Source organism: Enterobacter sp. 22452, assembly GCF_052045065.1.
Taxonomy (GTDB): domain Bacteria; phylum Pseudomonadota; class Gammaproteobacteria; order Enterobacterales; family Enterobacteriaceae; genus Enterobacter; species Enterobacter mori.
Genome location: NZ_JBQEOB010000001.1, coordinates 494934 through 514634 on the forward strand (window position 1 = coordinate 494934; position 19701 = coordinate 514634).

The window sequence follows — 19701 nt, forward strand, 5'->3', positions numbered from 1 at the left end:
TCTTAGAAATGCAACTGAACAAAGTGCTGAAGGGGCTGATGATCGCTCTGCCTGTAATGGCAATCGCAGCGTGTTCTTCTAACAAGAACGCAAGCAATGACCAGAGCGGTGAAGGCATGATGGGTGCCGGCACCGGTATGGACGCTAACGGCAATGGCAACATGTCTTCTGAAGAGCAAGCGCGTCTTCAGATGCAGCAGCTGCAGCAGAACAACATCGTTTACTTCGATCTGGATAAATACGACATCCGTTCTGATTTCGCTGCGATGCTGGATGCTCACGCTAACTTCCTGCGTAGCAACCCGTCTTACAAAGTCACCGTAGAAGGTCACGCGGACGAACGTGGTACTCCAGAGTACAACATCTCCCTGGGTGAACGTCGTGCTAACGCTGTTAAAATGTACCTGCAGGGTAAAGGCGTTTCTGCTGACCAGATCTCCATCGTTTCTTACGGTAAAGAAAAACCTGCAGTACTGGGTCACGACGAAGCGGCTTACTCCAAAAACCGTCGTGCCGTACTGGTTTACTAAGAGAATGGCATGAGCAGTAACTTCAGACATCATCTCATGAGTCTGTCGTTACTGGTTGGAATAGCGGCCCCCTGGGCCGCTTTTGCTCAGGCACCAATCAGTAGTGTCGGCTCAGGCTCGGTAGAAGACCGGGTCACTCAACTCGAGCGTATTTCTAACGCTCACAGTCAGCTTTTAACCCAACTCCAGCAGCAGCTTTCCGATAACCAAAATGATATTGACTCTCTCCGCGGCCAGATCCAGGAAAGCCAGTATCAGTTGAACCAGGTTGTGGAACGCCAGAAGCAGATCTTGCTGCAGATGGACAGCCTGAGTAGCGGTGGTGCAGCAGCACAGCCAGCTGCGGGCGACCAAAGCGGTGCGGCGACAGCGACACCTGCTCCGACAGCAGATGCGCCAGCCTCTTCAGGCGCGCCTGTACAGAGCGGTGACGCGAATACTGACTACAACGCGGCTATCGCCCTGGTGCAGGACAAATCTCGCCAGGACGACGCTATCGTTGCGTTTCAGAACTTCGTGAAGAAGTACCCTGATTCCACTTACCAGCCAAATGCGAACTACTGGCTCGGTCAGCTGAATTACAACAAGGGTAAAAAGGACGATGCGGCGTTTTATTTTGCCTCAGTGGTGAAAAATTACCCGAAATCGCCAAAAGCGCCGGATGCGATGTATAAGGTCGGCGTGATCATGCAGGACAAAGGTGACACTGCGAAGGCCAAAGCGGTGTATCAGCAGGTTGTCACAAAATTCCCGGGTACCGAAGGTGCCAAACAGGCGCAAAAACGTCTGAGTTCGATGGGATGATTATCGCATGACCAGAAATCGTGTTATTTCTGGTCGTGCCGCATGATTCGTAAGCAGTTAAGTGATCTTCATCGAAATTTTTGTTGCGCAGAATTCTTAAATCAGTAATATATGCCGCCGTTGCCACGGGATATCAAACAACGTGAAAACAGCGTAAAAGTGGGTCGTTAGCTCAGTTGGTAGAGCAGTTGACTTTTAATCAATTGGTCGCAGGTTCGAATCCTGCACGACCCACCACTTAACGCAAACCAGTAGTACAGAGTGGGTGATTAGCTCAGTTGGTAGAGCATCTCCTTTACACGGAGGGGGTCGGCGGTTCGAGCCCGTCATCACCCACCACTCGGGTCGTTAGCTCAGTTGGTAGAGCAGTTGACTTTTAATCAATTGGTCGCAGGTTCGAATCCTGCACGACCCACCACTTTCCGGTGGTACCGAGTAAAAATCTTCGAAGTCAGCACCCGAATGGGTCGTTAGCTCAGTTGGTAGAGCAGTTGACTTTTAATCAATTGGTCGCAGGTTCGAATCCTGCACGACCCACCACTTCGAAGAAAAAAATCCCGCAAGGGGTCGTTAGCTCAGTTGGTAGAGCAGTTGACTTTTAATCAATTGGTCGCAGGTTCGAATCCTGCACGACCCACCAGTGTAGAAAGGCGCCCTAAAGGCGCCTTTTTGCTATCTGCAGATCCTGAGCCTAAAACACACTGCCTGATGGCGCTGCGCTTATCAGGCCTACGAACAAAGTAGGTCGGGTAAGGCGAAGCCGCCACCCGACAAATGCTATGTGCACCTATACCCGGTGACTTTTCTTCTCAAATTCGCTATCTTGTTTAGTATATAAAACACAATTGCCGACCGTTTTGCTATGTTGCGCAAAATAAAGGCAATATTGTTAAGCCAGTAAAACGAGAAGCCATAATGAGTGTGATGTTTGATCCCGAAGCCGCAATCTATCCGTTTCCGCCAAAGCCTGTCCCGCTGAGTCTGGATGAAAAGCAGTTCTACCGCGAGAAGATCAAGCGTCTTCTCAAAGAACGAGATGCGGTAATGGTGGCCCATTACTACACCGACCCGGAAATCCAGCAGCTGGCGGAAGAGACCGGCGGATGTATTTCTGACTCACTGGAGATGGCACGCTTCGGGGCAAAACATCCCGCTTCCACGCTGCTGGTCGCTGGCGTGCGCTTTATGGGTGAAACGGCAAAAATTCTCAGCCCGGAAAAAACTATTCTGATGCCGACGCTCAACGCAGAGTGTTCTCTCGATCTCGGCTGCCCTGTTGAGGAATTCACCGCGTTCTGCGATGCCCATCCTGACCGCACCGTGGTGGTCTATGCCAATACGTCTGCGGCGGTAAAAGCCCGTGCAGACTGGGTGGTGACCTCCAGCATCGCCGTTGAACTGATTGAACATCTGGATAGCCTGGGCGAGAAAATTATCTGGGCGCCTGACCGCCATCTCGGTAATTACGTTCAGAAGCAAACAGGCGCAGATGTTCTCTGCTGGCAGGGCGCATGTATCGTTCACGACGAATTTAAGACTCAGGCGCTGACGCGTATGAAGGCGCTGTACCCGGAAGCGGCCATTCTGGTGCATCCAGAGTCGCCTCAGTCGATTGTCGATATGGCCGATGCGGTTGGCTCAACCAGCCAGCTCATCAACGCGGCCAGGACGCTGCCGCATAAGCAGCTTATCGTGGCTACCGATCGCGGTATCTTTTACAAAATGCAGCAGGCGGTGCCGGAAAAAGAGTTACTCGAAGCGCCAACCGCAGGCGAGGGGGCAACGTGCCGCAGCTGTGCGCACTGCCCGTGGATGGCGATGAACGGCCTGAAAGCGATTGCCGAAGGGCTCGAGACGGGCGGAGCAGCGCATGAAATTCATGTTGATGCGGCGTTGCGGGAAGGTGCGTTAATTCCGCTTAACCGCATGCTGCATTTTGCGGCTACACTACGTACTTAACTTATTCAGAACCGGGGAAAAGATGGATTTTTTTAGCACGCAGAACATTTTGGTTCATATACCGATTGGTGCGGGTGGCTATGACCTGTCATGGATTGAAGCCGTTGGCACGCTGGCGGGGTTACTCTGTATTTGGCTGGCGAGCCTGGAGAAGATCAGCAATTACGCGTTCGGGCTGATTAACGTCACGCTGTTTGCGATTATCTTCTTCCAGATCCAGCTCTACGCCAGCCTGCTTTTGCAGCTGTTTTTCTTTGCCGCCAATATTTACGGCTGGTACGCGTGGTCGCGTCAAAACAGCCAGCAGGAAGCCGAGCTGCAGATCCGCTGGCTGCCGCTGCCGAAAGCCATCGCCTGGCTTGTCGCCTGCGTGGCGGCCATTGGTTTGATGACCGTTTATATCAACCCGGTGTTTGCGTTTCTGACGCGCGTTGCCGTTTCGGTCATGTCCGGACTCGGTTTGAGTGTCACGATGCCTGAACTCCAGCCGGATGCCTTCCCGTTCTGGGATTCCTGCATGATGGTGCTGTCGATTGCGGCGATGATCCTGATGACCCGAAAATATGTCGAGAACTGGCTGCTGTGGGTCATCATCAACGTCATTAGCGTGGTGATTTTCGCCCTGCAGGGCGTCTATGCCATGTCGCTGGAATATCTGCTGCTGACCTTCATTGCCCTGAACGGCAGCCGTATGTGGATTAACAGCGCGCGTGAGCGAGGCTCTCGCGCGCTTTCCCACTAATGGTGATGATGTGAATGGCCGGACTGCGCCTCGTTCAGGTGGCAGTCTGGCCCGCTACAGGGCTGATACTCCATCTGGATCGTCGAATGGGCAATCTCATAGTGATGCTCCAGAAAATGCTGGATACGTTCGAGCAGCGCGTCGTGATCGTGGGGTGGGATCACCTGAACGTGCAGCGTCATGACCGGCTTTTCTCCGACCAGCCACACGTGAACGTGGTGGACGTTTCGCACCTCCGGAATCGAGCGGCTCAGATTTCGTCTCAGCTCACCAATGTCAATTGACGTGGGGGCACCTTCCAGCAACTCATTGACGCTCTCTTTCAACAGCCGCCAGGCGCTGCGTAGCACCAGACAGGAGACGAGCACCGAAAGAATCGGGTCGATGGGTGTCCATCCCGTCCCGAGAATAATCAGCGCAGCCACAATCGCCCCAACGGAGCCGAGCAGATCCCCCAGAACATGCAATGCCGCGGCACGCACATTGAGATTCTTTTCCCCGCTGCCGCGATGCAAAATCCAGAACGCCAGAATGTTGGCAATCAAGCCCGCTATTGCGATGACCATCATGGTGGTTCCGGCGACGGGCTGCGGGTGTCTGAAGCGCTGAACGGCTTCCCAGACGATCAGGATGGTTATCACCACTAGCGCAATCGCGTTAACGAAAGCGGCAAGCGTAGTGAGCCTGAGCCAGCCAAACGTGTGGCGAGCATTGGGTGGACGGCGTGAGAACTGGACGGCGAGCAGAGCAAACAGCAGGGCAGCCGCATCGGTAAGCATATGTCCCGCATCTGCCAGCAGGGCCAGAGAACCTGAAATTATCCCCCCAATGACCTCGATAACCATAAACGTTGCCGTGAAGCCAAACGCCAACAGCAGCCGTTTGGCATTCTCATCGCCGGAGGTGGGGGAAGGGGAGTGTGTGTGCGCCATGTCATCTTTCCTGATTTTGTAATTATTTTTAGTGTAGCGTTTTTAAGAGCTTAAATAAAAAAGGAGAGCACGCGCTCTCCTTTATTCAGATTACTCAGCGTTACTGCGTGGTACCGTCAGTTTTGGTATCCGCATCACTGCCGACTTTGTCATTTGGATCCGGACAGCGGCCGTCTTTACACATGGAGTTTTTGTGCACTTCATCTTTGGTCATGCCGTCGTGATTCATCGTGCCGGAATCCGTACCATTGGGATGTAGCATGGTGCCGCCGGTTTGGGTATTTCCGGAATTGATTTGGCTGTTATCGACATTATTTGGTGCGATGTTTTGTTTAGCATCAGGGGCGACCTGGCCAGCAGCGGCGGCTGCATTGGCATCGCCGTTGCTGTCTGATGAGCCCGTGTCAGCGGCCAGGACGCTACCGCTTGCCAGGGTGAGTGTGGCGGTCAGAAAGAGAGTTGCCAGTTTCGTCATTTTCATCATGCTGCTCCTGTTCTTGTCGTTACGCTGGATAACATTCTCCAACAGTGCATCTTGTTCAAAGGCGAAAGATACCAGCATACGGACTTACGTCAGTATGGAATCGTGTTTAATCACACAAAAATGGTTGTTACAGTTAAAAAGCTTAGGTTAGATCTCATTTTTCGCTATTTTGTGGCGATTTTTAGGCGAATTCCAGGAATTATCTGCGTGAAGTGTAAAAGCCCGTTTACACTTCCTGGCCGACAAGTTAGATTGAAAGCATTGCTTTCACTACTAAAGATATGGCAGAGCCGGAAAGAAGATGAATTATCAGAACGACGATTTACGCATTAAAGAGATCAATGAGTTATTACCTCCTGTAGCACTCCTTGAAAAATTCCCCGCCACTGAAAATGCTGCAAATACGGTGTCTCATGCCCGCAAAGCGATCCACAAGATCCTGAAAGGCAGCGACGATCGTCTTCTGGTGGTGATTGGCCCGTGCTCTATTCACGACCCGGCGGCCGCGAAAGAGTATGCTGCCCGCCTGCTCACCCTGCGTGAAGAGCTGAAAGGCGAGCTGGAAATCGTGATGCGCGTCTATTTTGAAAAACCGCGCACCACCGTGGGCTGGAAAGGGCTGATTAACGATCCGCATATGGATAACAGCTTCCAGATCAACGACGGTCTGCGCATTGCCCGCAAGCTGCTGCTGGAAATCAACGACAGCGGCCTGCCTGCCGCGGGTGAGTTCCTGGACATGATTACGCCACAATACCTGGCAGACCTGATGAGCTGGGGCGCAATTGGTGCCCGCACCACGGAATCTCAGGTTCACCGCGAGCTGGCGTCCGGCCTCTCTTGTCCGGTTGGTTTTAAAAACGGCACTGACGGGACCATTAAGGTGGCTATCGACGCCATCAACGCAGCGGGCGCGCCACACTGCTTCCTCTCCGTGACCAAATGGGGTCATTCCGCCATCGTGAATACAAGCGGTAACGGTGACTGCCATATCATTCTGCGCGGCGGCAAAGAGCCAAACTACAGCGCAAAACATGTCGCGGAAGTGAAAGTCGGGCTGGAAAAAGCCGGACTGGCGCCGCAGGTGATGATCGACTTCAGCCACGCCAACTCCAGCAAGCAGTTTAAAAAGCAGATGGAAGTGGGGGCAGACGTTTGCCAGCAGATCGCCAGCGGTGAGAAAGCGGTGATCGGGGTGATGATTGAAAGCCATCTGGTTGAAGGTAACCAGAATCTGGAAGGCAGTGAACCGCTGGTTTACGGTAAGAGCGTCACCGATGCCTGTATTGGCTGGGACGATACCGACGCCATCCTGCGTCAGCTGGCGATTGCGGTAAAAGCGCGTCGCGGCTGAGTCCTCAGGCACAAATAAAAAAGCGCGGAAGGCTCCGCGCTTTTTTTTATGCCTTGCGAAAATTACTTCGCTTTACCCTGGTTCGCAACAGCCGCTGCTTTCGCTGCGATCTCGTCCGCGTTACCCAGATAGTAATGTTTGATTGGTTTGAAGTTTTCGTCGAACTCATACACCAGCGGTACGCCAGTTGGGATGTTCAGCTCGAGGATTTCGTCTTCACCCATGTTGTCCAGGTATTTCACCAGCGCACGCAGGGAGTTACCGTGAGCGGCGATGATCACGCGCTCACCGCTTTTCAGACGTGGCAGAATGGTTTCATTCCAGTAAGGCACAACGCGGTCGATGGTCAGCGCCAGGCTTTCAGTTTGTGGCAGTTCTGCGTCGGTCAGTTTAGCGTAACGTGGGTCGTGACCCGGGTAGCGCTCGTCATCTTTGGTCAGCTCTGGCGGGGTTACCGCGAAGCCGCGACGCCACTGTTTAACCTGCTCGTCGCCATATTTCTCAGCGGTTTCCGCTTTGTTCAGACCCTGCAGCGCACCGTAGTGACGCTCGTTCAGTTTCCAGGATTTCTCAACCGGCAGCCAGGCCTGATCCAGTTCGTCCAGCACGTTCCACAGGGTGTGGATGGCACGTTTCAGCACAGAGGTGTAAGCAAAATCAAAGGTGAAGCCTTCGTCCTTCAGCAGTTTACCTGCCGCTTTGGCTTCGCTTACGCCTTTCTCAGACAGATCAACGTCGTACCAACCGGTGAAGCGGTTTTCGTTGTTCCACTGGCTTTCGCCGTGGCGCACCAGAACCAGCTTAGTTACAGCCATATCGTACTCCTCATAAGCTTTATTGAATGATAACAATTCTCATTATATTGCCGTGGACGTGCCAGCAGCAACGCTTAACCCTAACCATAGCGAAAATAGTCTCTGAGTGTAAGATGCTTGTGAATCCAGGGTTATGATTTTGTCTGCGATCGGCGGTATTTTCAGCAAGACGAGCAGAAAAAAGCCCTCGCTGTGAGGGCTGGCGTTTTTTGCCGGATGGCGCTTCGCTTATCCGGCCTACCCGTAGGCCTGTGCAAGCGTAGCGCCGCCGGGCATTAAGCGCGCGGAATGAAATGATACTCTGTGACGCTCACATACTCTTCGCCGGGGCGCAGCACGCAGTCTGGCTGCGGCCATTCCGGATGATTCGGGCTGTCGGGCAGGAACTCGCTTTCCAGCGCCAGCCCTTGCCAGTCGCTGTACTCCTCGTGCTCGCGCGCCGTCGTGCCGCCGAGGTAGTTGCCTGAATAGAACTGCAGGGCAGGGGCGGTGGTGTAGACCGTCATCTGCAGTTTCTCATCCGCAGACCAGACCTGTGCAGCAGGTTGTTTCACATCACCTTTGGCCTGCAGCAGGAAAGCGTGGTCGTAGCCTTTCACCTTGCGCTGATCGTCATCGCTCAGGAAATCCTGGGCGATAGTTTTCACGCTGCGGAAGTCAAAGCTGGTCCCGCTCACCTCTTTCAGCCCCTGATAAGGAATACCCATCTCATCAACCGGCAGATATTCATCCGCCAGGATCTGTAGCCTGTGGTTACGCACATCGCACTGGTTACCGTCCAGGTTGAAGTACGCATGGTTAGTCAGGTTAACCGGACACGGCTTGTCGATCGTCGCACGGTATTCAATGGCGATACGGTTATCGTCGGTCAGCGTAAAGCGCGCAGAGGCGATAAGGTTCCCCGGGAAGCCCTGATCGCCATCAGGTGAATCCAGCGAGAGCAGCACTTCCCCGTCGTTTTGACGAACAATCTTCCAGCGGCGTTTATCAAACCCGTCCGGTCCGCCGTGCAGCTGGTTCTCACCCTGGCTTGGCAGCAGGGTGTACTGCACGCCGTCGAGTTCAAAACGGCTCTTCGCGATACGGTTAGCATAGCGCCCAACGGACGCGCCCAGATAGGCGGACTGATTAATATACTGCTCAGGCGAGGCGCAGCCGAGCAGAGTCTCGCGTACGCTGCCGTCCGGCATCGGTACGCGGGCAGAAAGAAGGGTGGCACCCCAGTCCATCAGCGTAACGACCATCCCCACGCTGTTGCGCAGGGTTAACAGGCGATACGGCAGACCATCCGGTGCAAGGGTAGGTGTTTCGTTTAGCACTGTCCGGCTCCTTGTGATGCTTTACAAACATAGAAGGTTTCTTTGATACCCGTTTTTGCTTCGTACTGCTTCGCCACGGCGTCCTGTACGGCAGGGACCAGCTCTTCAGGCACCAGCGCAACGATGCAGCCGCCAAAACCGCCGCCCGTCATGCGCACGCCGCCTTTGTCGCCAATGGTGGCTTTGACGATGTCCACCAGGGTGTCGATCTGCGGAACGGTGATTTCAAAATCATCGCGCATGGAGGCGTGAGATTCCGCCATCAGCTCACCCATGCGTTTCAGATCGCCTTTCGCCAGTTCGGACGCGGCTTCAACGGTACGGGCATTTTCCGTCAGCACGTGACGAACGCGTTTGGCGACAATCGGATCCAGCTCATGCGCCACTTTGTTAAATTCATTGAGCGTGACGTCGCGCAGGGCAGGCTGCTGGAAGAAGCGGGCACCGGTTTCGCACTGTTCGCGGCGGGTGTTGTACTCACTGCCCACCAGCGTGCGTTTGAAGTTGCTGTTGATAATCACCACGGCCGCGCCTTTTGGCAGGGGAACGGCTTTGGTGCCAAGCGTTCGGCAGTCGATCAGCAGCGCGTGCTCTTTTTTGCCCAGCGCGGAGATCAGCTGGTCCATGATGCCGCAGTTACAGCCCACGAACTGGTTTTCTGCTTCCTGACCGTTCAGGGCGATTTGCGCGCCATCCAGCGGCAGATGATAAAGCTGCTGGAACACGGTTCCCACGGCGACTTCCAGAGACGCAGAGGAGCTTAAGCCCGCACCCTGCGGCACGTTGCCGCTGATCACTAAATCCGCACCGCCAACGTTCTTGTTACGCTTCTGCAGATGCTTCACCACGCCGCGCACGTAATTAGACCACTGCTGGCTGTCGAGCGTCACAATCGGGGCATCGAGTGAAAACTCGTCCGTCTCATTACCGTAATCTGCTGCAATCACGCGGATTTTACGGTCGTCGCGCTTCGCGCAGCTGATGACGGTCTGGTAATCGATGGCGCACGGCAGCACGAAACCGTCGTTATAGTCGGTGTGTTCACCGATCAGGTTAACACGGCCAGGCGCCTGGATAACGTGGGTGGCAGGGTAGCCAAATTTCTCAGCAAACAGGGATTGTGTTTTATCTTTCAGACTCATTTTTTAGACTCCTGATTCGCGATAATGGACGTCGCTAACGGCACGCAGACGTTCTGCCGCCTGTTCCGCCGTCAGGTCACGCTGGGTTTCCGCCAGCATTTCATAGCCCACCATAAATTTACGCACCGTCGCAGAGCGCAGCAGCGGCGGATAGAAATGGGCGTGCAGCTGCCAGTGTTGATTCTCTTCGCCGTTAAACGGGGCGCCGTGCCAGCCCATGGAGTACGGGAAGGAGCACTGGAAGAGATTGTCGTAACGGCTGGTCAGCTTTTTCAGCGCCAGGGCAAGGTCGTCACGCTGCGCATCGCTGAGATCGGTAATGCGCTTCACGTGCGCCTTCGGCAGCAGCAGCGTTTCAAACGGCCAGGCGGCCCAGTAAGGGACGACGGCCAGCCAGTGTTCGGTTTCCACCACGGTGCGGCTACCGTCGGCCAGCTCGCGCTGCGTGTAATCCACCAGCATCGGAGAACCGTTTTCCGCGTAATATGCTTTCTGCAGACGGTCTTCACGCTCGGCTTCGTTGGGCAGGAAGCTGTTCGCCCAGATCTGGCCGTGCGGGTGCGGGTTAGAGCAGCCCATCGCCGCGCCTTTGTTTTCAAACACCTGCACCCACGGATAGCTCTGCCCCAGCTCTGCGGTTTGCGCCTGCCAGGTGCTGACCACCTCTTTCAGCGCGTCCACGCTCAGCTCCGGCAGCGTTTTGCTGTGATCGGGCGAGAAGCAGATCACGCGGCTGGTCCCGCGCGCGCTTTCGCAGCGCATCAGCGAATCGTGGCTTTCCGGCGCGTCCGGGGTGTCGGTCATCAGGGCGGCAAAATCGTTGGTGAACACGAAGGTGCCTTTGTAGTCCGGGTTTTTATCCCCGGTGACGCGCGTGTTGCCCGGACAGAGGAAGCAGTCCGGGTCGTGCTGTGGCAGCGTCTGTTTTGCAGGCGTCTCCTGCGCCCCCTGCCAGGGGCGCTTGGCGCGATGCGGAGAGACCAAAATCCACTGCCCGCTTAGCGGGTTAAAACGACGATGCGGGTGATCGACGGGATTAAATTGCGTCATGACGGATCCTTAGTCCGGATAGCCCTGCGGATGGCGTGACTGCCAGTGCCAGGTATCCTGTGCCATTTCATCAAGCGTGCGGGTAACACGCCAGTTAAGCTCTTTATCGGCTTTGGTGGCATCGGCCCAGTAAGCAGGCAGGTCGCCATCACGACGCGGGGCGAAGTGGTAGCTCACCGGCTTACCGCAGGCTTTGCTGAAGGCGTTAACCACGTCCAGCACGCTGCTGCCGACTCCGGCGCCGAGGTTGTAAATATGCACGCCCGGTTTGTCAGCCAGTTGCTGCATCGCCGCCACGTGGCCGTCTGCCAGATCCATCACGTGGATGTAGTCACGCACGCCGGTGCCGTCTTCGGTAGGGTAGTCATTGCCAAAAATCGCCAGCGAGTCGCGGCGGCCTACGGCGACCTGGGCGATGTACGGCATCAGGTTATTCGGGATGCCCTGCGGATCTTCACCCATATCTCCCGACGGATGCGCGCCGACCGGGTTGAAGTAACGCAGCAGCGCGATGCTCCACTCCGGCTGTGCTTTTTGCAGGTCGGTCAGGATCTGCTCCACCATCAGCTTGCTTTTGCCGTACGGGCTTTGCGGGGTGCCGGTCGGGAAGCTTTCAACGTAAGGGATTTTGGGCTGATCGCCGTAGACGGTGGCGGAGGAGCTAAAGATAAAGTTTTTGACGTTCGCCGCGCGCATGGCGGAGATGAGACGCAGGGTACCGTTGACGTTGTTATCGTAATACTCAAGCGGTTTCGCAACGGATTCACCGACGGCTTTCAGACCCGCGAAGTGGATCACTGCTTCGATGGCGTGGTCGTGAAGGATCTCGGTCATCAGCGCTTCGTTGCGGATGTCGCCTTCCACGAAGGTCGGCTGTTTTCCACCAAGACGTTCAATCACCGGCAGCACGCTGCGCTTACTATTGCACAGGTTATCGAGGACGATCACATCGTGACCATTTTGCAGCAGCTGCACACAGGTATGACTTCCTATGTAACCGCTACCACCTGTTACCAGAACTCGCATAATTCGCTCCATTGGGCTTATGGTATGTAATAACCATAGCATAACAGAGAGCTGAAAAGTGTGACATGGGATAAAATAGTGGAATCGTTTACAATCGGTTTTACACTCACTTTTTCAATGACTGATGACATTCTAGATCAAAGGGATAGCGATGTATTGATGCAAGTTATCTGAAAAAGCGGAGGGCAGTGCCCTCCACGATTAATCGATTTTGCTGAGAAGGTAGCGATAGCGCTCGCCGTCGGGGACAAACTCAAGGCGATGCGTGATACAGGAGGGCGCATCTTCGGCATGGTGTGAAACGAACAGCAATTGCGTTTCGCCCTCACTAATGAGGATATCGACAAAGCGACGGACCAGCTGGCGGTTTAGCGGATCCAGCCCCTGAAGCGGTTCGTCGAGAATCAACAGCGTCGGGTGTTTTACCAGCGCGCGAACAATGAGTGCCAGGCGCTGCTGTCCCCACGACAGGCTATGGAACGGCGCGTCAGCAACCCGGCTGTCCATACCCAGAATATCCAGCCACTGCTGAACCAGCTTGAGCTGTCTGTCCGACACCGCCTGATAAATGCCGATGGAGTCAAAATACCCGGAGAGGATCGCGTTGCGCACCGTGGTACTGACGCGGTAATCCAGATGCAGGCTGCTGCTGACGTAGCCAATGTGCTTTTTGATATCCCAGATGGTTTCACCGCTGCCGCGACGTCGGCCAAACAGCGTCAGATCGTTGCTGTAGCCCTGCGGGTGATCGCCGGTTACCAGGCTCAGCAGCGTCGATTTTCCCGCGCCGTTAGGGCCGACAATCTGCCAGTGTTCGGCGGGATTAACCGTCCAGCTAAGGTGGTTCAGGATCGGTCGATCGTCATAGGAGACCACGCCGTCGCGCAGAACGATAAGGGGCTGGTGTGGGTCGAGGCCGTGGCGTGCCGCCGGGGCATCGGGCTCCGGAAGCGCGATACCGTCCAGTTTTTCGCTGTGCGCTAGCTGAGCAATCAGCGCCTGCCTGAGCAATGCGGATTTTTCCCCGGTTTCGGCCAGATTGCAATCTGCCAGCACGCCCGCGTTCTGCACGAAATCCGGAATTTCATCAAAGCGGTTAAGCACCAGTACGATGGTGTAACCATCCTGATTAAGCGTTCCTAACAGGGCGGCCAGCTGGGCACGGGAGTGCACATCCAGCCCGTCGAACGGCTCATCCAGAATCAGCAGTTCCGGCTGGCTCATCAATGCCTGGCACAGCAGCGTTTTGCGCGTCTCGCCGGTGGAAAGGTATTTGAAGCGCCGGTTCAGCAGGGCGGAGATGCCAAACTGCTCCGCCAGCTGTTGGCAGCGGGCTGGGTTTTTGACCTCGTCCTGAATAATTTCTGCTGTGGTGCGACCGGTATCATCTTCACCCGGGCTGAGCAGGTCGGTGTTGTTGCGCTGCCACTCATCGCTCACCAGCTTCTGGAGTTGTTCAAACGACAGGCGCGTCAGGCGGGTGAAGGTATTCTGGCGTTCGCCTTTAAGCTGGGTTAGCTCTCCGGCCAGAGCTCGCGCCAGCGCTGATTTGCCGCTGCCGTTGGTTCCCACAAACGCCCAGCTTTCGCCTGCGCGCAGCGTTAAATCAGGAAGGGTCAGCGTTCGGGTATCGCTAAGACGAAACGTGCCTTGCGAAATATGCAATGATGACATGATGTATCCCATTTTTTGCAGCGATAGATGTCAGGGATACTGGCTGTCGGCACGATTGTCAATGCACTCAGCACAATGTGGCGATAATGACCCGGTCAGCGTTGAAATATGCGGTAACGACAGCACCTTCTTCTAAACCGTTCGCCTCCGCAGCGGGGAGCGTCGCGCAGAGAGGTTGCCCATCCGGCAGCGTCATCAGCACTTCGCACTGTTCTTCGCCGCGTTCGATATGGCTGATGGTGCCCTGCAGCTGGTTATCTGCACCACTGGCCTGCTCCGGGTTGCGCGTAATGCTGACCCACGGCGCTTTGAGCAGCACCAATACCTCTTTGCCTTCGTCCAGACCAAGGCGCTGCCCGCTCTGCGCGGTGATCGCGGCTTTCAGACGAGTAGTCCCATCCGCAAGCAGGATGTCGATATGCTGCTGCACCTGGGCGTCGTCGCGAGCCGTGACCTTGCCAAACCACTGATTGCGGGCGCTGGTCTGCAGTGAAAAGCGTGAAATGGCGGCCAGCAGACTGTCCAGCGGTACGTTGTCATCATCGCTCAGTACATCGAAGGCTTTTTGCTGGATCTGCGCCAGCAGATCGTAGAGCTGGATCAGACGCTGACCGTAACGCGTCAGGACGGCTCCACCACCGCCTTTGCCGCCTGTTGCACGGTCGACCAGCGCTTGCTCGCTCAGGGTGTTCATCTCATTGATGGCATCCCAGGCGCTTTTGTAGCTGATGCCCGCGTTTTTGGCACCCTGGCTAATCGAGCCTGTTTGTTCTATTTGTTTAAGCAGGGCGATACGTCGTGGGTCGGCAAAAAGCTTTTGCTGAAGTCGTAAGGTGAGGAGAATTTCGGCCTGCATAACAGTGTCCTGGCAAAAAGTGTATTGTGACCCAAATGGCGCAGGGCGCAAAGTGCACCGCACAAAAGGGGATGTTTTTCTCACTTGAAAGGGTAGAATAAGCCGTTCACAATAACTGGAGAAAACCATGTTAGAGTTGTTGAAAAGTCTGGTATTCGCGGTAATCATGGTACCAGTAGTGATGGCCATCATCCTCGGTGCCATCTACGGCCTGGGTGAAGTGTTCAACGTCTTTTCGAACATTGGTCACCGAGACCAGGCTAAAAAGCAGCATTGATTCCCTCCAAAACGCCCGGTTAATCCGGGCGTTTTGCTCTCAAGTATTTCTTTCCATCGCCGATATCTTTTTTAGCGACAGGCCGTTTACTCATTAATCGGTACCATTTAACGCTGGGATCTCCCTGACGATATCGTTATATTAATATGTATATAACGATGATGACAGGAGCTACAGATGGCACGTACATGGGTACGCCTTTTTGCAGGGGCAACGCTGACGCTTTCTCTTACCGGGCACGCGCTGGCTGAAGAGGGGAAAATTACGGTTTTTGCGGCCGCCTCGCTGACCAATGCGATGCAGGACATCGCCGCTGAGTATAAAAAAGAGAAGAACGTTGATGTGGTCTCATCGTTTGCTTCCTCTTCGACGCTGGCGCGCCAGATTGAAGCGGGTGCACCGGCCGATTTGTTCATCTCTGCCGACCAGAAGTGGATGGACTACGCGGCTGAGAAAAAATCGATTGATGCCTCAACCCGCGAAACGCTGCTGGGGAATAGCCTGGTGGTCGTGGCGCCGAAAGCCAGCGCTCAGGGCGATCTCACCATCAACAAGGCGACCGACTGGACCCGCTTGCTGAACGGGGGGCGTCTGGCGGTGGGCGATCCGGAACATGTGCCTGCCGGGATTTACGCCAAAGAAGCGCTGCAAAAGCTGGGCGCGTGGGAAAGCCTGTCACCGAAACTGGCCCCGGCGGAGGACGTTCGCGGCGCGCTGGCGCTGGTAGAGCGTAACGAGGCCCCGCTGGGGATTGTTTATGGCTCTGATGCCGTTGCCAGCAAAGGGGTGAAAGTGGTTGGTACGTTCCCGGAAGACTCGCACAAGAAAGTGGAATATCCTGTTGCGATTGTTGATGGACATAAAAATGCGACCGTGACGGCCTTCTATGACTATCTGAAGGGGCCAGACGCGTCTGCGATCTTTAAACGTTATGGATTTACGACTCACTGATGATATTGACCGATCCTGAATGGCAGGCTGTGCTGCTGAGCCTTAAAGTCTCTTCCCTCGCGGTTGTGCTGAGTTTGCCCTTTGGGATCTTCTTTGCCTGGTTACTGGTTCGCACCCGGTTTCCGGGCAAAGCCCTGCTTGATAGCGTTCTTCATCTTCCCCTTGTGTTACCGCCCGTGGTGGTCGGTTATCTTCTGCTCGTCTCGATGGGGCGACACGGTTTTATCGGCGAGAAGCTCTACGACTGGTTTGGGCTGACGTTTGCTTTTAGCTGGCGCGGCGCGGTGCTGGCGGCGGCGGTGATGTCATTCCCGCTGATGGTGAGGGCTATCCGCCTCGCGCTGGAAGGCGTGGACATGAAGCTCGAACAGGCGGCACGCACGCTGGGAGCCGGACGTTTACGCGTCTTCTTTACCATCACGCTTCCGCTCACGCTGCCGGGAATTATTGTCGGAACGGTGCTCGCGTTTGCCCGTTCGCTCGGCGAGTTCGGCGCGACCATCACCTTTGTCTCGAACATTCCCGGCGAAACGCGAACCATCCCGTCCGCAATGTATACCCTGATTCAAACCCCTGGCGGTGAGGGAGCGGCGGCGCGATTGTGCATCATCTCGATAGTTCTGGCGCTGGCCTCTCTACTGGTATCTGAATGGCTGGCCCGGCTTAGCCGCGAGCGAATGGGGAAATAAGCATGCTTGAACTCAATTTCACCCAGACGCTGGGAAACCATACCCTTACGCTTAACGAGACGCTGCCGGCAAGCGGCATTACCGCCATATTTGGCGTTTCCGGTGCGGGGAAAACGTCGCTGATTAATGCTATCAGCGGCCTGACGCGCCCGCAGTCCGGACGTATTGTCCTGAATAACCGCGTTTTAAATGACGTAGAAAGTAAGGTCTACCTCTCTCCGGACAAACGCCGCATTGGTTACGTTTTTCAGGATGCGCGGCTATTCCCGCACTACAGCGTGCGCGGCAACTTGCGCTACGGCATGGCGAAAAGCATGGCTACGCAGTTTGATAAGCTGGTGGCTCTGTTAGGCATTGAACCGCTGCTGGACAGGCTACCTTCCTCGCTCTCGGGCGGCGAGAAGCAGCGCGTGGCGATAGGGCGTGCCATTTTGACCGCGCCGGAGCTGCTGCTGCTGGACGAACCGCTTGCCTCGCTGGATATCCCACGCAAGCGTGAGCTGTTGCCGTATCTGCAACGTCTGGCGCGGGAAATCAATATTCCGATGCTCTACGTGAGCCATTCCCTGGATGAGATTTTGCATCTGGCAGACAAGGTGCTGGTGCTGGAAGAGGGCAGCGTGAAGGCCTTCGGCAGCCTGGAAGAGGTGTGGGGCAGCAGCGTGATGCACCCGTGGCTCCCGAAAGAGCAGCAGAGCAGTATCCTGAAAGTGAGCGTACTGGAACACCATCCGCACTACGCGATGACCGCGCTGGCGCTGGGCGATCAGCATCTTTGGGTCAATAAAATCGACAAACCGTTACAGTCCGCGCTGAGAATTCGCATCCAGGCGTCGGACGTCTCGCTGGTGCTGCAGCCGCCGCTGCAAACCAGTATCCGAAATATTCTGCGCGCCAAAGTGGCCGAGTGTTTTGACGATAACGGGCAGGTGGAAGTGAAGCTTGAGGTTGGCAGCAGGACGCTCTGGGCGCGCATCAGCCCGTGGGCCAGGGATGAGTTAGGCATCAAACCCGGCCTGTGGCTTTACGCGCAAATCAAGAGCGTCTCGATCACCGCCTGATTACAGCAGGTGGGTATAAATGTACTGTGCGATGCTGTCGGTGGTGTTGTCGCCAATCACTACGTTAGCGCGCGCTTTGACCGCGTCGTCGGCATTGCCCATCGCCACGCCCGTTCCTGCGGCTTCGAGCATGCTGATGTCGTTGTAGTTATCGCCAAAGGCGATCACATCCTGCATCGACCAGCCCTGAGATTCCACAAACTGCGTCAGGCGTTTGCCTTTGCTGTTACCTTTGCGGGCAATATCCACCTGATCGTGCCAGGACCATTCGCACTCCAGACCCAGCGTCTCCTCGATGTGCTTCGCAAAGGCGTTCAGTTTGGTGGTGTCTTCATCCGTCAGGGCGAATTTCCAGATGGCCTCAACATCCTGTGCTGCCTGACGCAGAGAGGAAACTTGCGTAAAGACGGGGCGCTGCGCTTCTGGCAGGGAAAGCGCCCAGTTGCTGGTGCGTACCACATGGCCGGTCGGGCGCTCATACATCATCGCGTTATCCACATACATCAGGCCGTGAATGGCGTGCTCATCCAGCAGATCAATCAATTGCAGCGCCTGAGGAACCGGCAGCGGATCGGATGCCAAAACCTTTTTTGCATGATAATCATACAAATAGGTGCCGTTACAACAAATTGCAGGTGTATCTAACGCCAGTGCCTGATAAAAAGGATGAATGGCAACGTGATGTCGACCCGTTACGATAAAGAGTTGATATCCCACTTCCTGCGCACGCTTGAGCGCTTCAAGAGAAGAGGGGAGCAGGGTTTTCTGAGGGGTAAGTAATGTTCCGTCTAAATCCAGTGCAATCACACGCGAGGTCATTTGTTCTTCCGGGTTAATGTTGAATTTTAGGTCTCAGGGGATGTTACACCGAGAGTAAATCGCTGCAAAATTCCTGGCTAAAATTCAGCATTCACCGTTAAAAATAATCACTTTCACGTGCAGTGAGGAAAGGAGTATTCATGAAACAAACCGTTTATACCGCCAGTCCTGAAAGTCAGCAGATCCACGTCTGGCGTTTGAATGCAGAAGGTTCGCTCACGCTGGTTCAGGTTGTTGATGTTCCGGGGCAAGTACAGCCAATGGTCGTCAGCCCGGATAAACGTTTTCTCTATGTTGGCGTGCGTCCTGAGTTCCGCGTGCTGGCGTACCGTATCTCCCCCGATGATGGCGCACTGACCTACACCGCCGAAGCACCGCTGCCGGGGAGTCCTACCCATATCTCTACCGATCGCAAAGGACGCTTCATCTTCAGCGGTTCCTATAATGCGGGCTGCGTCAGCGTGACCCGTCTTGAGGACGGTATTCCGCTGGACACCGTCGAGGTGGTGGAAGGGCTGGAAGGCTGCCACTCGGCGAATATCTCCCCGGACAACCGTACGCTGTGGGTGCCTGCCCTGAAGCAGGATCGCATCTGCCTGTTTACCCTGAGCGATGACGGGCATCTGGTGGCACAAAACCCTGCCGAAGTGACGACCGTAGAAGGCGCGGGTCCGCGCCATATGGTCTTCCACCCGAATCAGCAATATGCGTATGTGGTTAACGAACTGAACAGCTCAGTAGACGTGTGGGAATTGAAAGATCCAAACGGTCAGATTGAGTGCGTGCAAACGCTGGATATGATGCCGTCTGACTTCTCCGACACCCGCTGGGCGGCCGATATCCACATTACGCCGGATGGTCGTCATCTGTATGCGTGCGATCGTACCTCCAGCCTGATTACCGTCTTTAGCGTCTCTGAAGATGGCAGCGTGTTGGCGATTGAGGGCTTCCAGCCAACGGAAACCCAGCCGCGCGGCTTTAATATCGATCACAGCGGCAAATACCTGATTGCGGCGGGGCAGAAATCCCACCATATCGCGCTGTATGAAATCAAAGGCGAGCAGGGGCTGCTGGAAGAGAAAGGGCGTTATGCCGTCGGCCAGGGGCCAATGTGGGTAGTGGTAAACGCTCACTAAGCGGCTAAAAACAAAAAACCTCGCGAATGCGAGGTTTTTTTATGCCCGGTGGTAGCCGGGTGAGCACATCAAAACATAACC

General features: G+C 55.2%; 20 protein-coding genes and 5 tRNA genes. 15 read left to right on the forward strand and 10 right to left on the reverse strand.

All coding sequences use genetic code 11. From position 1 onward, the window contains the following. Nucleotides 1-8: 8 nt before the first annotated feature. The 9 genes from pal to pnuC all read left to right on the forward strand — a co-directional run bounded on the left by pal (nt 9) and on the right by pnuC (nt 4035). A complete protein-coding gene (gene pal, locus ACTJJA_RS02395) occupies nt 9-530 on the forward strand; it encodes a peptidoglycan-associated lipoprotein Pal (RefSeq protein ID WP_003858578.1) in 522 nt (173 codons plus the stop codon). A gap of 9 nt (nt 531-539) precedes the next feature. After that, nucleotides 540-1334: a cell division protein CpoB gene (gene cpoB, locus ACTJJA_RS02400; RefSeq protein ID WP_100165267.1), complete on the forward strand. Its 795-nt coding sequence runs from the start codon at nt 540-542 to the stop codon at nt 1332-1334. A gap of 161 nt (nt 1335-1495) precedes the next feature. Then, nucleotides 1496-1571 (forward strand) — tRNA-Lys (locus ACTJJA_RS02405). A 26-nt stretch (nt 1572-1597) separates the two neighbouring features. Further along, nucleotides 1598-1673: transfer RNA gene (locus ACTJJA_RS02410), tRNA-Val, on the forward strand. A gap of 3 nt (nt 1674-1676) precedes the next feature. Further along, nucleotides 1677-1752 (forward strand) — tRNA-Lys (locus tag ACTJJA_RS02415). Between the two features lie 46 nt (nt 1753-1798). Next, nucleotides 1799-1874 (forward strand) — tRNA-Lys (locus ACTJJA_RS02420). A 24-nt stretch (nt 1875-1898) separates the two neighbouring features. Beyond that, nucleotides 1899-1974 (forward strand) — tRNA-Lys (locus ACTJJA_RS02425). A 275-nt stretch (nt 1975-2249) separates the two neighbouring features. After that, nucleotides 2250-3293: a quinolinate synthase NadA gene (gene nadA / locus ACTJJA_RS02430; protein WP_440665975.1), complete on the forward strand. Its 1044-nt coding sequence runs from the start codon at nt 2250-2252 to the stop codon at nt 3291-3293. A gap of 22 nt (nt 3294-3315) precedes the next feature. Further along, nucleotides 3316-4035 (forward strand): nicotinamide riboside transporter PnuC, encoded by a 720-nt coding sequence (gene pnuC, locus ACTJJA_RS02435; RefSeq protein ID WP_010428749.1) that lies wholly within the window; start codon nt 3316-3318, stop codon nt 4033-4035. On the opposite strand, the gene zitB is transcribed toward pnuC, so the two are convergent. Both zitB and ACTJJA_RS02445 read right to left on the reverse strand, forming a co-directional pair. Continuing rightward, nucleotides 4032-4967 (reverse strand): CDF family zinc transporter ZitB, encoded by a 936-nt coding sequence (gene zitB / locus ACTJJA_RS02440; protein ID WP_440665977.1) that lies wholly within the window; start codon nt 4965-4967, stop codon nt 4032-4034. The genes pnuC and zitB overlap by 4 nt on opposite strands. Before the next feature lie 100 nt (nt 4968-5067). Continuing rightward, complete coding sequence (locus ACTJJA_RS02445; RefSeq protein ID WP_029485008.1) at nt 5068-5448, reverse strand: YbgS-like family protein; 381 nt, start codon at nt 5446-5448, stop codon at nt 5068-5070. Between the two features lie 304 nt (nt 5449-5752). Between ACTJJA_RS02445 and aroG the strand changes: the two genes are divergently transcribed. Further along, entirely contained in the window at nt 5753-6805 is a 1053-nt protein-coding gene (gene aroG, locus ACTJJA_RS02450) for a 3-deoxy-7-phosphoheptulonate synthase AroG (RefSeq protein ID WP_440665979.1), read from the forward strand. Between the two features lie 62 nt (nt 6806-6867). On the opposite strand, the gene gpmA is transcribed toward aroG, so the two are convergent. From gpmA to modE, 7 genes are all read right to left on the reverse strand, one after another. Further along, nucleotides 6868-7620, reverse strand: coding sequence for a 2,3-diphosphoglycerate-dependent phosphoglycerate mutase (gpmA, locus tag ACTJJA_RS02455; RefSeq protein WP_089598926.1), 753 nt, complete (start codon nt 7618-7620; stop codon nt 6868-6870). Between the two features lie 275 nt (nt 7621-7895). Beyond that, nucleotides 7896-8939 carry a galactose-1-epimerase gene (galM, locus tag ACTJJA_RS02460; RefSeq protein ID WP_440665981.1) on the reverse strand — a complete coding sequence of 348 codons (1044 nt, stop codon included), beginning with the start codon at nt 8937-8939 and terminating at the stop codon, nt 7896-7898. Continuing rightward, nucleotides 8933-10081: a galactokinase gene (galK, locus tag ACTJJA_RS02465; protein ID WP_440665983.1), complete on the reverse strand. Its 1149-nt coding sequence runs from the start codon at nt 10079-10081 to the stop codon at nt 8933-8935. The genes galM and galK overlap by 7 nt, the downstream gene beginning before the upstream one ends. A 3-nt stretch (nt 10082-10084) precedes the next feature. Further along, nucleotides 10085-11131 (reverse strand): galactose-1-phosphate uridylyltransferase, encoded by a 1047-nt coding sequence (gene galT, locus ACTJJA_RS02470; RefSeq protein ID WP_042719424.1) that lies wholly within the window; start codon nt 11129-11131, stop codon nt 10085-10087. A gap of 9 nt (nt 11132-11140) precedes the next feature. Beyond that, a complete protein-coding gene (gene galE, locus ACTJJA_RS02475; RefSeq protein WP_042719422.1) occupies nt 11141-12157 on the reverse strand; it encodes a UDP-glucose 4-epimerase GalE in 1017 nt (338 codons plus the stop codon). Between the two features lie 201 nt (nt 12158-12358). Then, a complete protein-coding gene (modF, locus tag ACTJJA_RS02480) occupies nt 12359-13831 on the reverse strand; it encodes a molybdate ABC transporter ATP-binding protein ModF (protein WP_440665985.1) in 1473 nt (490 codons plus the stop codon). 67 nt (nt 13832-13898) lie between these two features. Beyond that, nucleotides 13899-14687 (reverse strand): molybdenum-dependent transcriptional regulator, encoded by a 789-nt coding sequence (gene modE, locus ACTJJA_RS02485; protein WP_440665987.1) that lies wholly within the window; start codon nt 14685-14687, stop codon nt 13899-13901. 127 nt (nt 14688-14814) lie between these two features. Here modE and ACTJJA_RS02490 point away from each other — a divergent pair, with 127 nt between their 5' ends. The 4 genes from ACTJJA_RS02490 (at nt 14815) to modC (ending at nt 17665) form a co-directional block, all read left to right on the forward strand. Then, on the forward strand, nt 14815-14964 hold the full coding sequence (locus ACTJJA_RS02490) for an AcrZ family multidrug efflux pump-associated protein (protein WP_008501118.1): 150 nt from the start codon (nt 14815-14817) through the stop codon (nt 14962-14964). Between the two features lie 177 nt (nt 14965-15141). Beyond that, complete coding sequence (gene modA, locus ACTJJA_RS02495) at nt 15142-15915, forward strand: molybdate ABC transporter substrate-binding protein (protein ID WP_440665989.1); 774 nt, start codon at nt 15142-15144, stop codon at nt 15913-15915. Continuing rightward, nucleotides 15915-16604, forward strand: a complete 690-nt coding sequence (modB, locus tag ACTJJA_RS02500) for a molybdate ABC transporter permease subunit (RefSeq protein WP_440665991.1) — start codon at nt 15915-15917, stop codon at nt 16602-16604. Before modA ends, modB begins: the two co-directional genes overlap by 1 nt. A gap of 2 nt (nt 16605-16606) precedes the next feature. Then, nucleotides 16607-17665: a molybdenum ABC transporter ATP-binding protein ModC gene (modC, locus tag ACTJJA_RS02505; protein WP_216357192.1), complete on the forward strand. Its 1059-nt coding sequence runs from the start codon at nt 16607-16609 to the stop codon at nt 17663-17665. Here modC and ACTJJA_RS02510 read toward each other — a convergent pair whose 3' ends face one another. Then, nucleotides 17666-18484: a pyridoxal phosphatase gene (locus tag ACTJJA_RS02510; RefSeq protein ID WP_440665993.1), complete on the reverse strand. Its 819-nt coding sequence runs from the start codon at nt 18482-18484 to the stop codon at nt 17666-17668. It abuts the gene before it with no gap. Nucleotides 18485-18624: 140 nt separating this feature from the next. Between ACTJJA_RS02510 and pgl the strand changes: the two genes are divergently transcribed. After that, a complete protein-coding gene (gene pgl, locus ACTJJA_RS02515; RefSeq protein ID WP_221550717.1) occupies nt 18625-19620 on the forward strand; it encodes a 6-phosphogluconolactonase in 996 nt (331 codons plus the stop codon). The last annotated feature ends 81 nt before the right edge of the window (nt 19621-19701 follow it).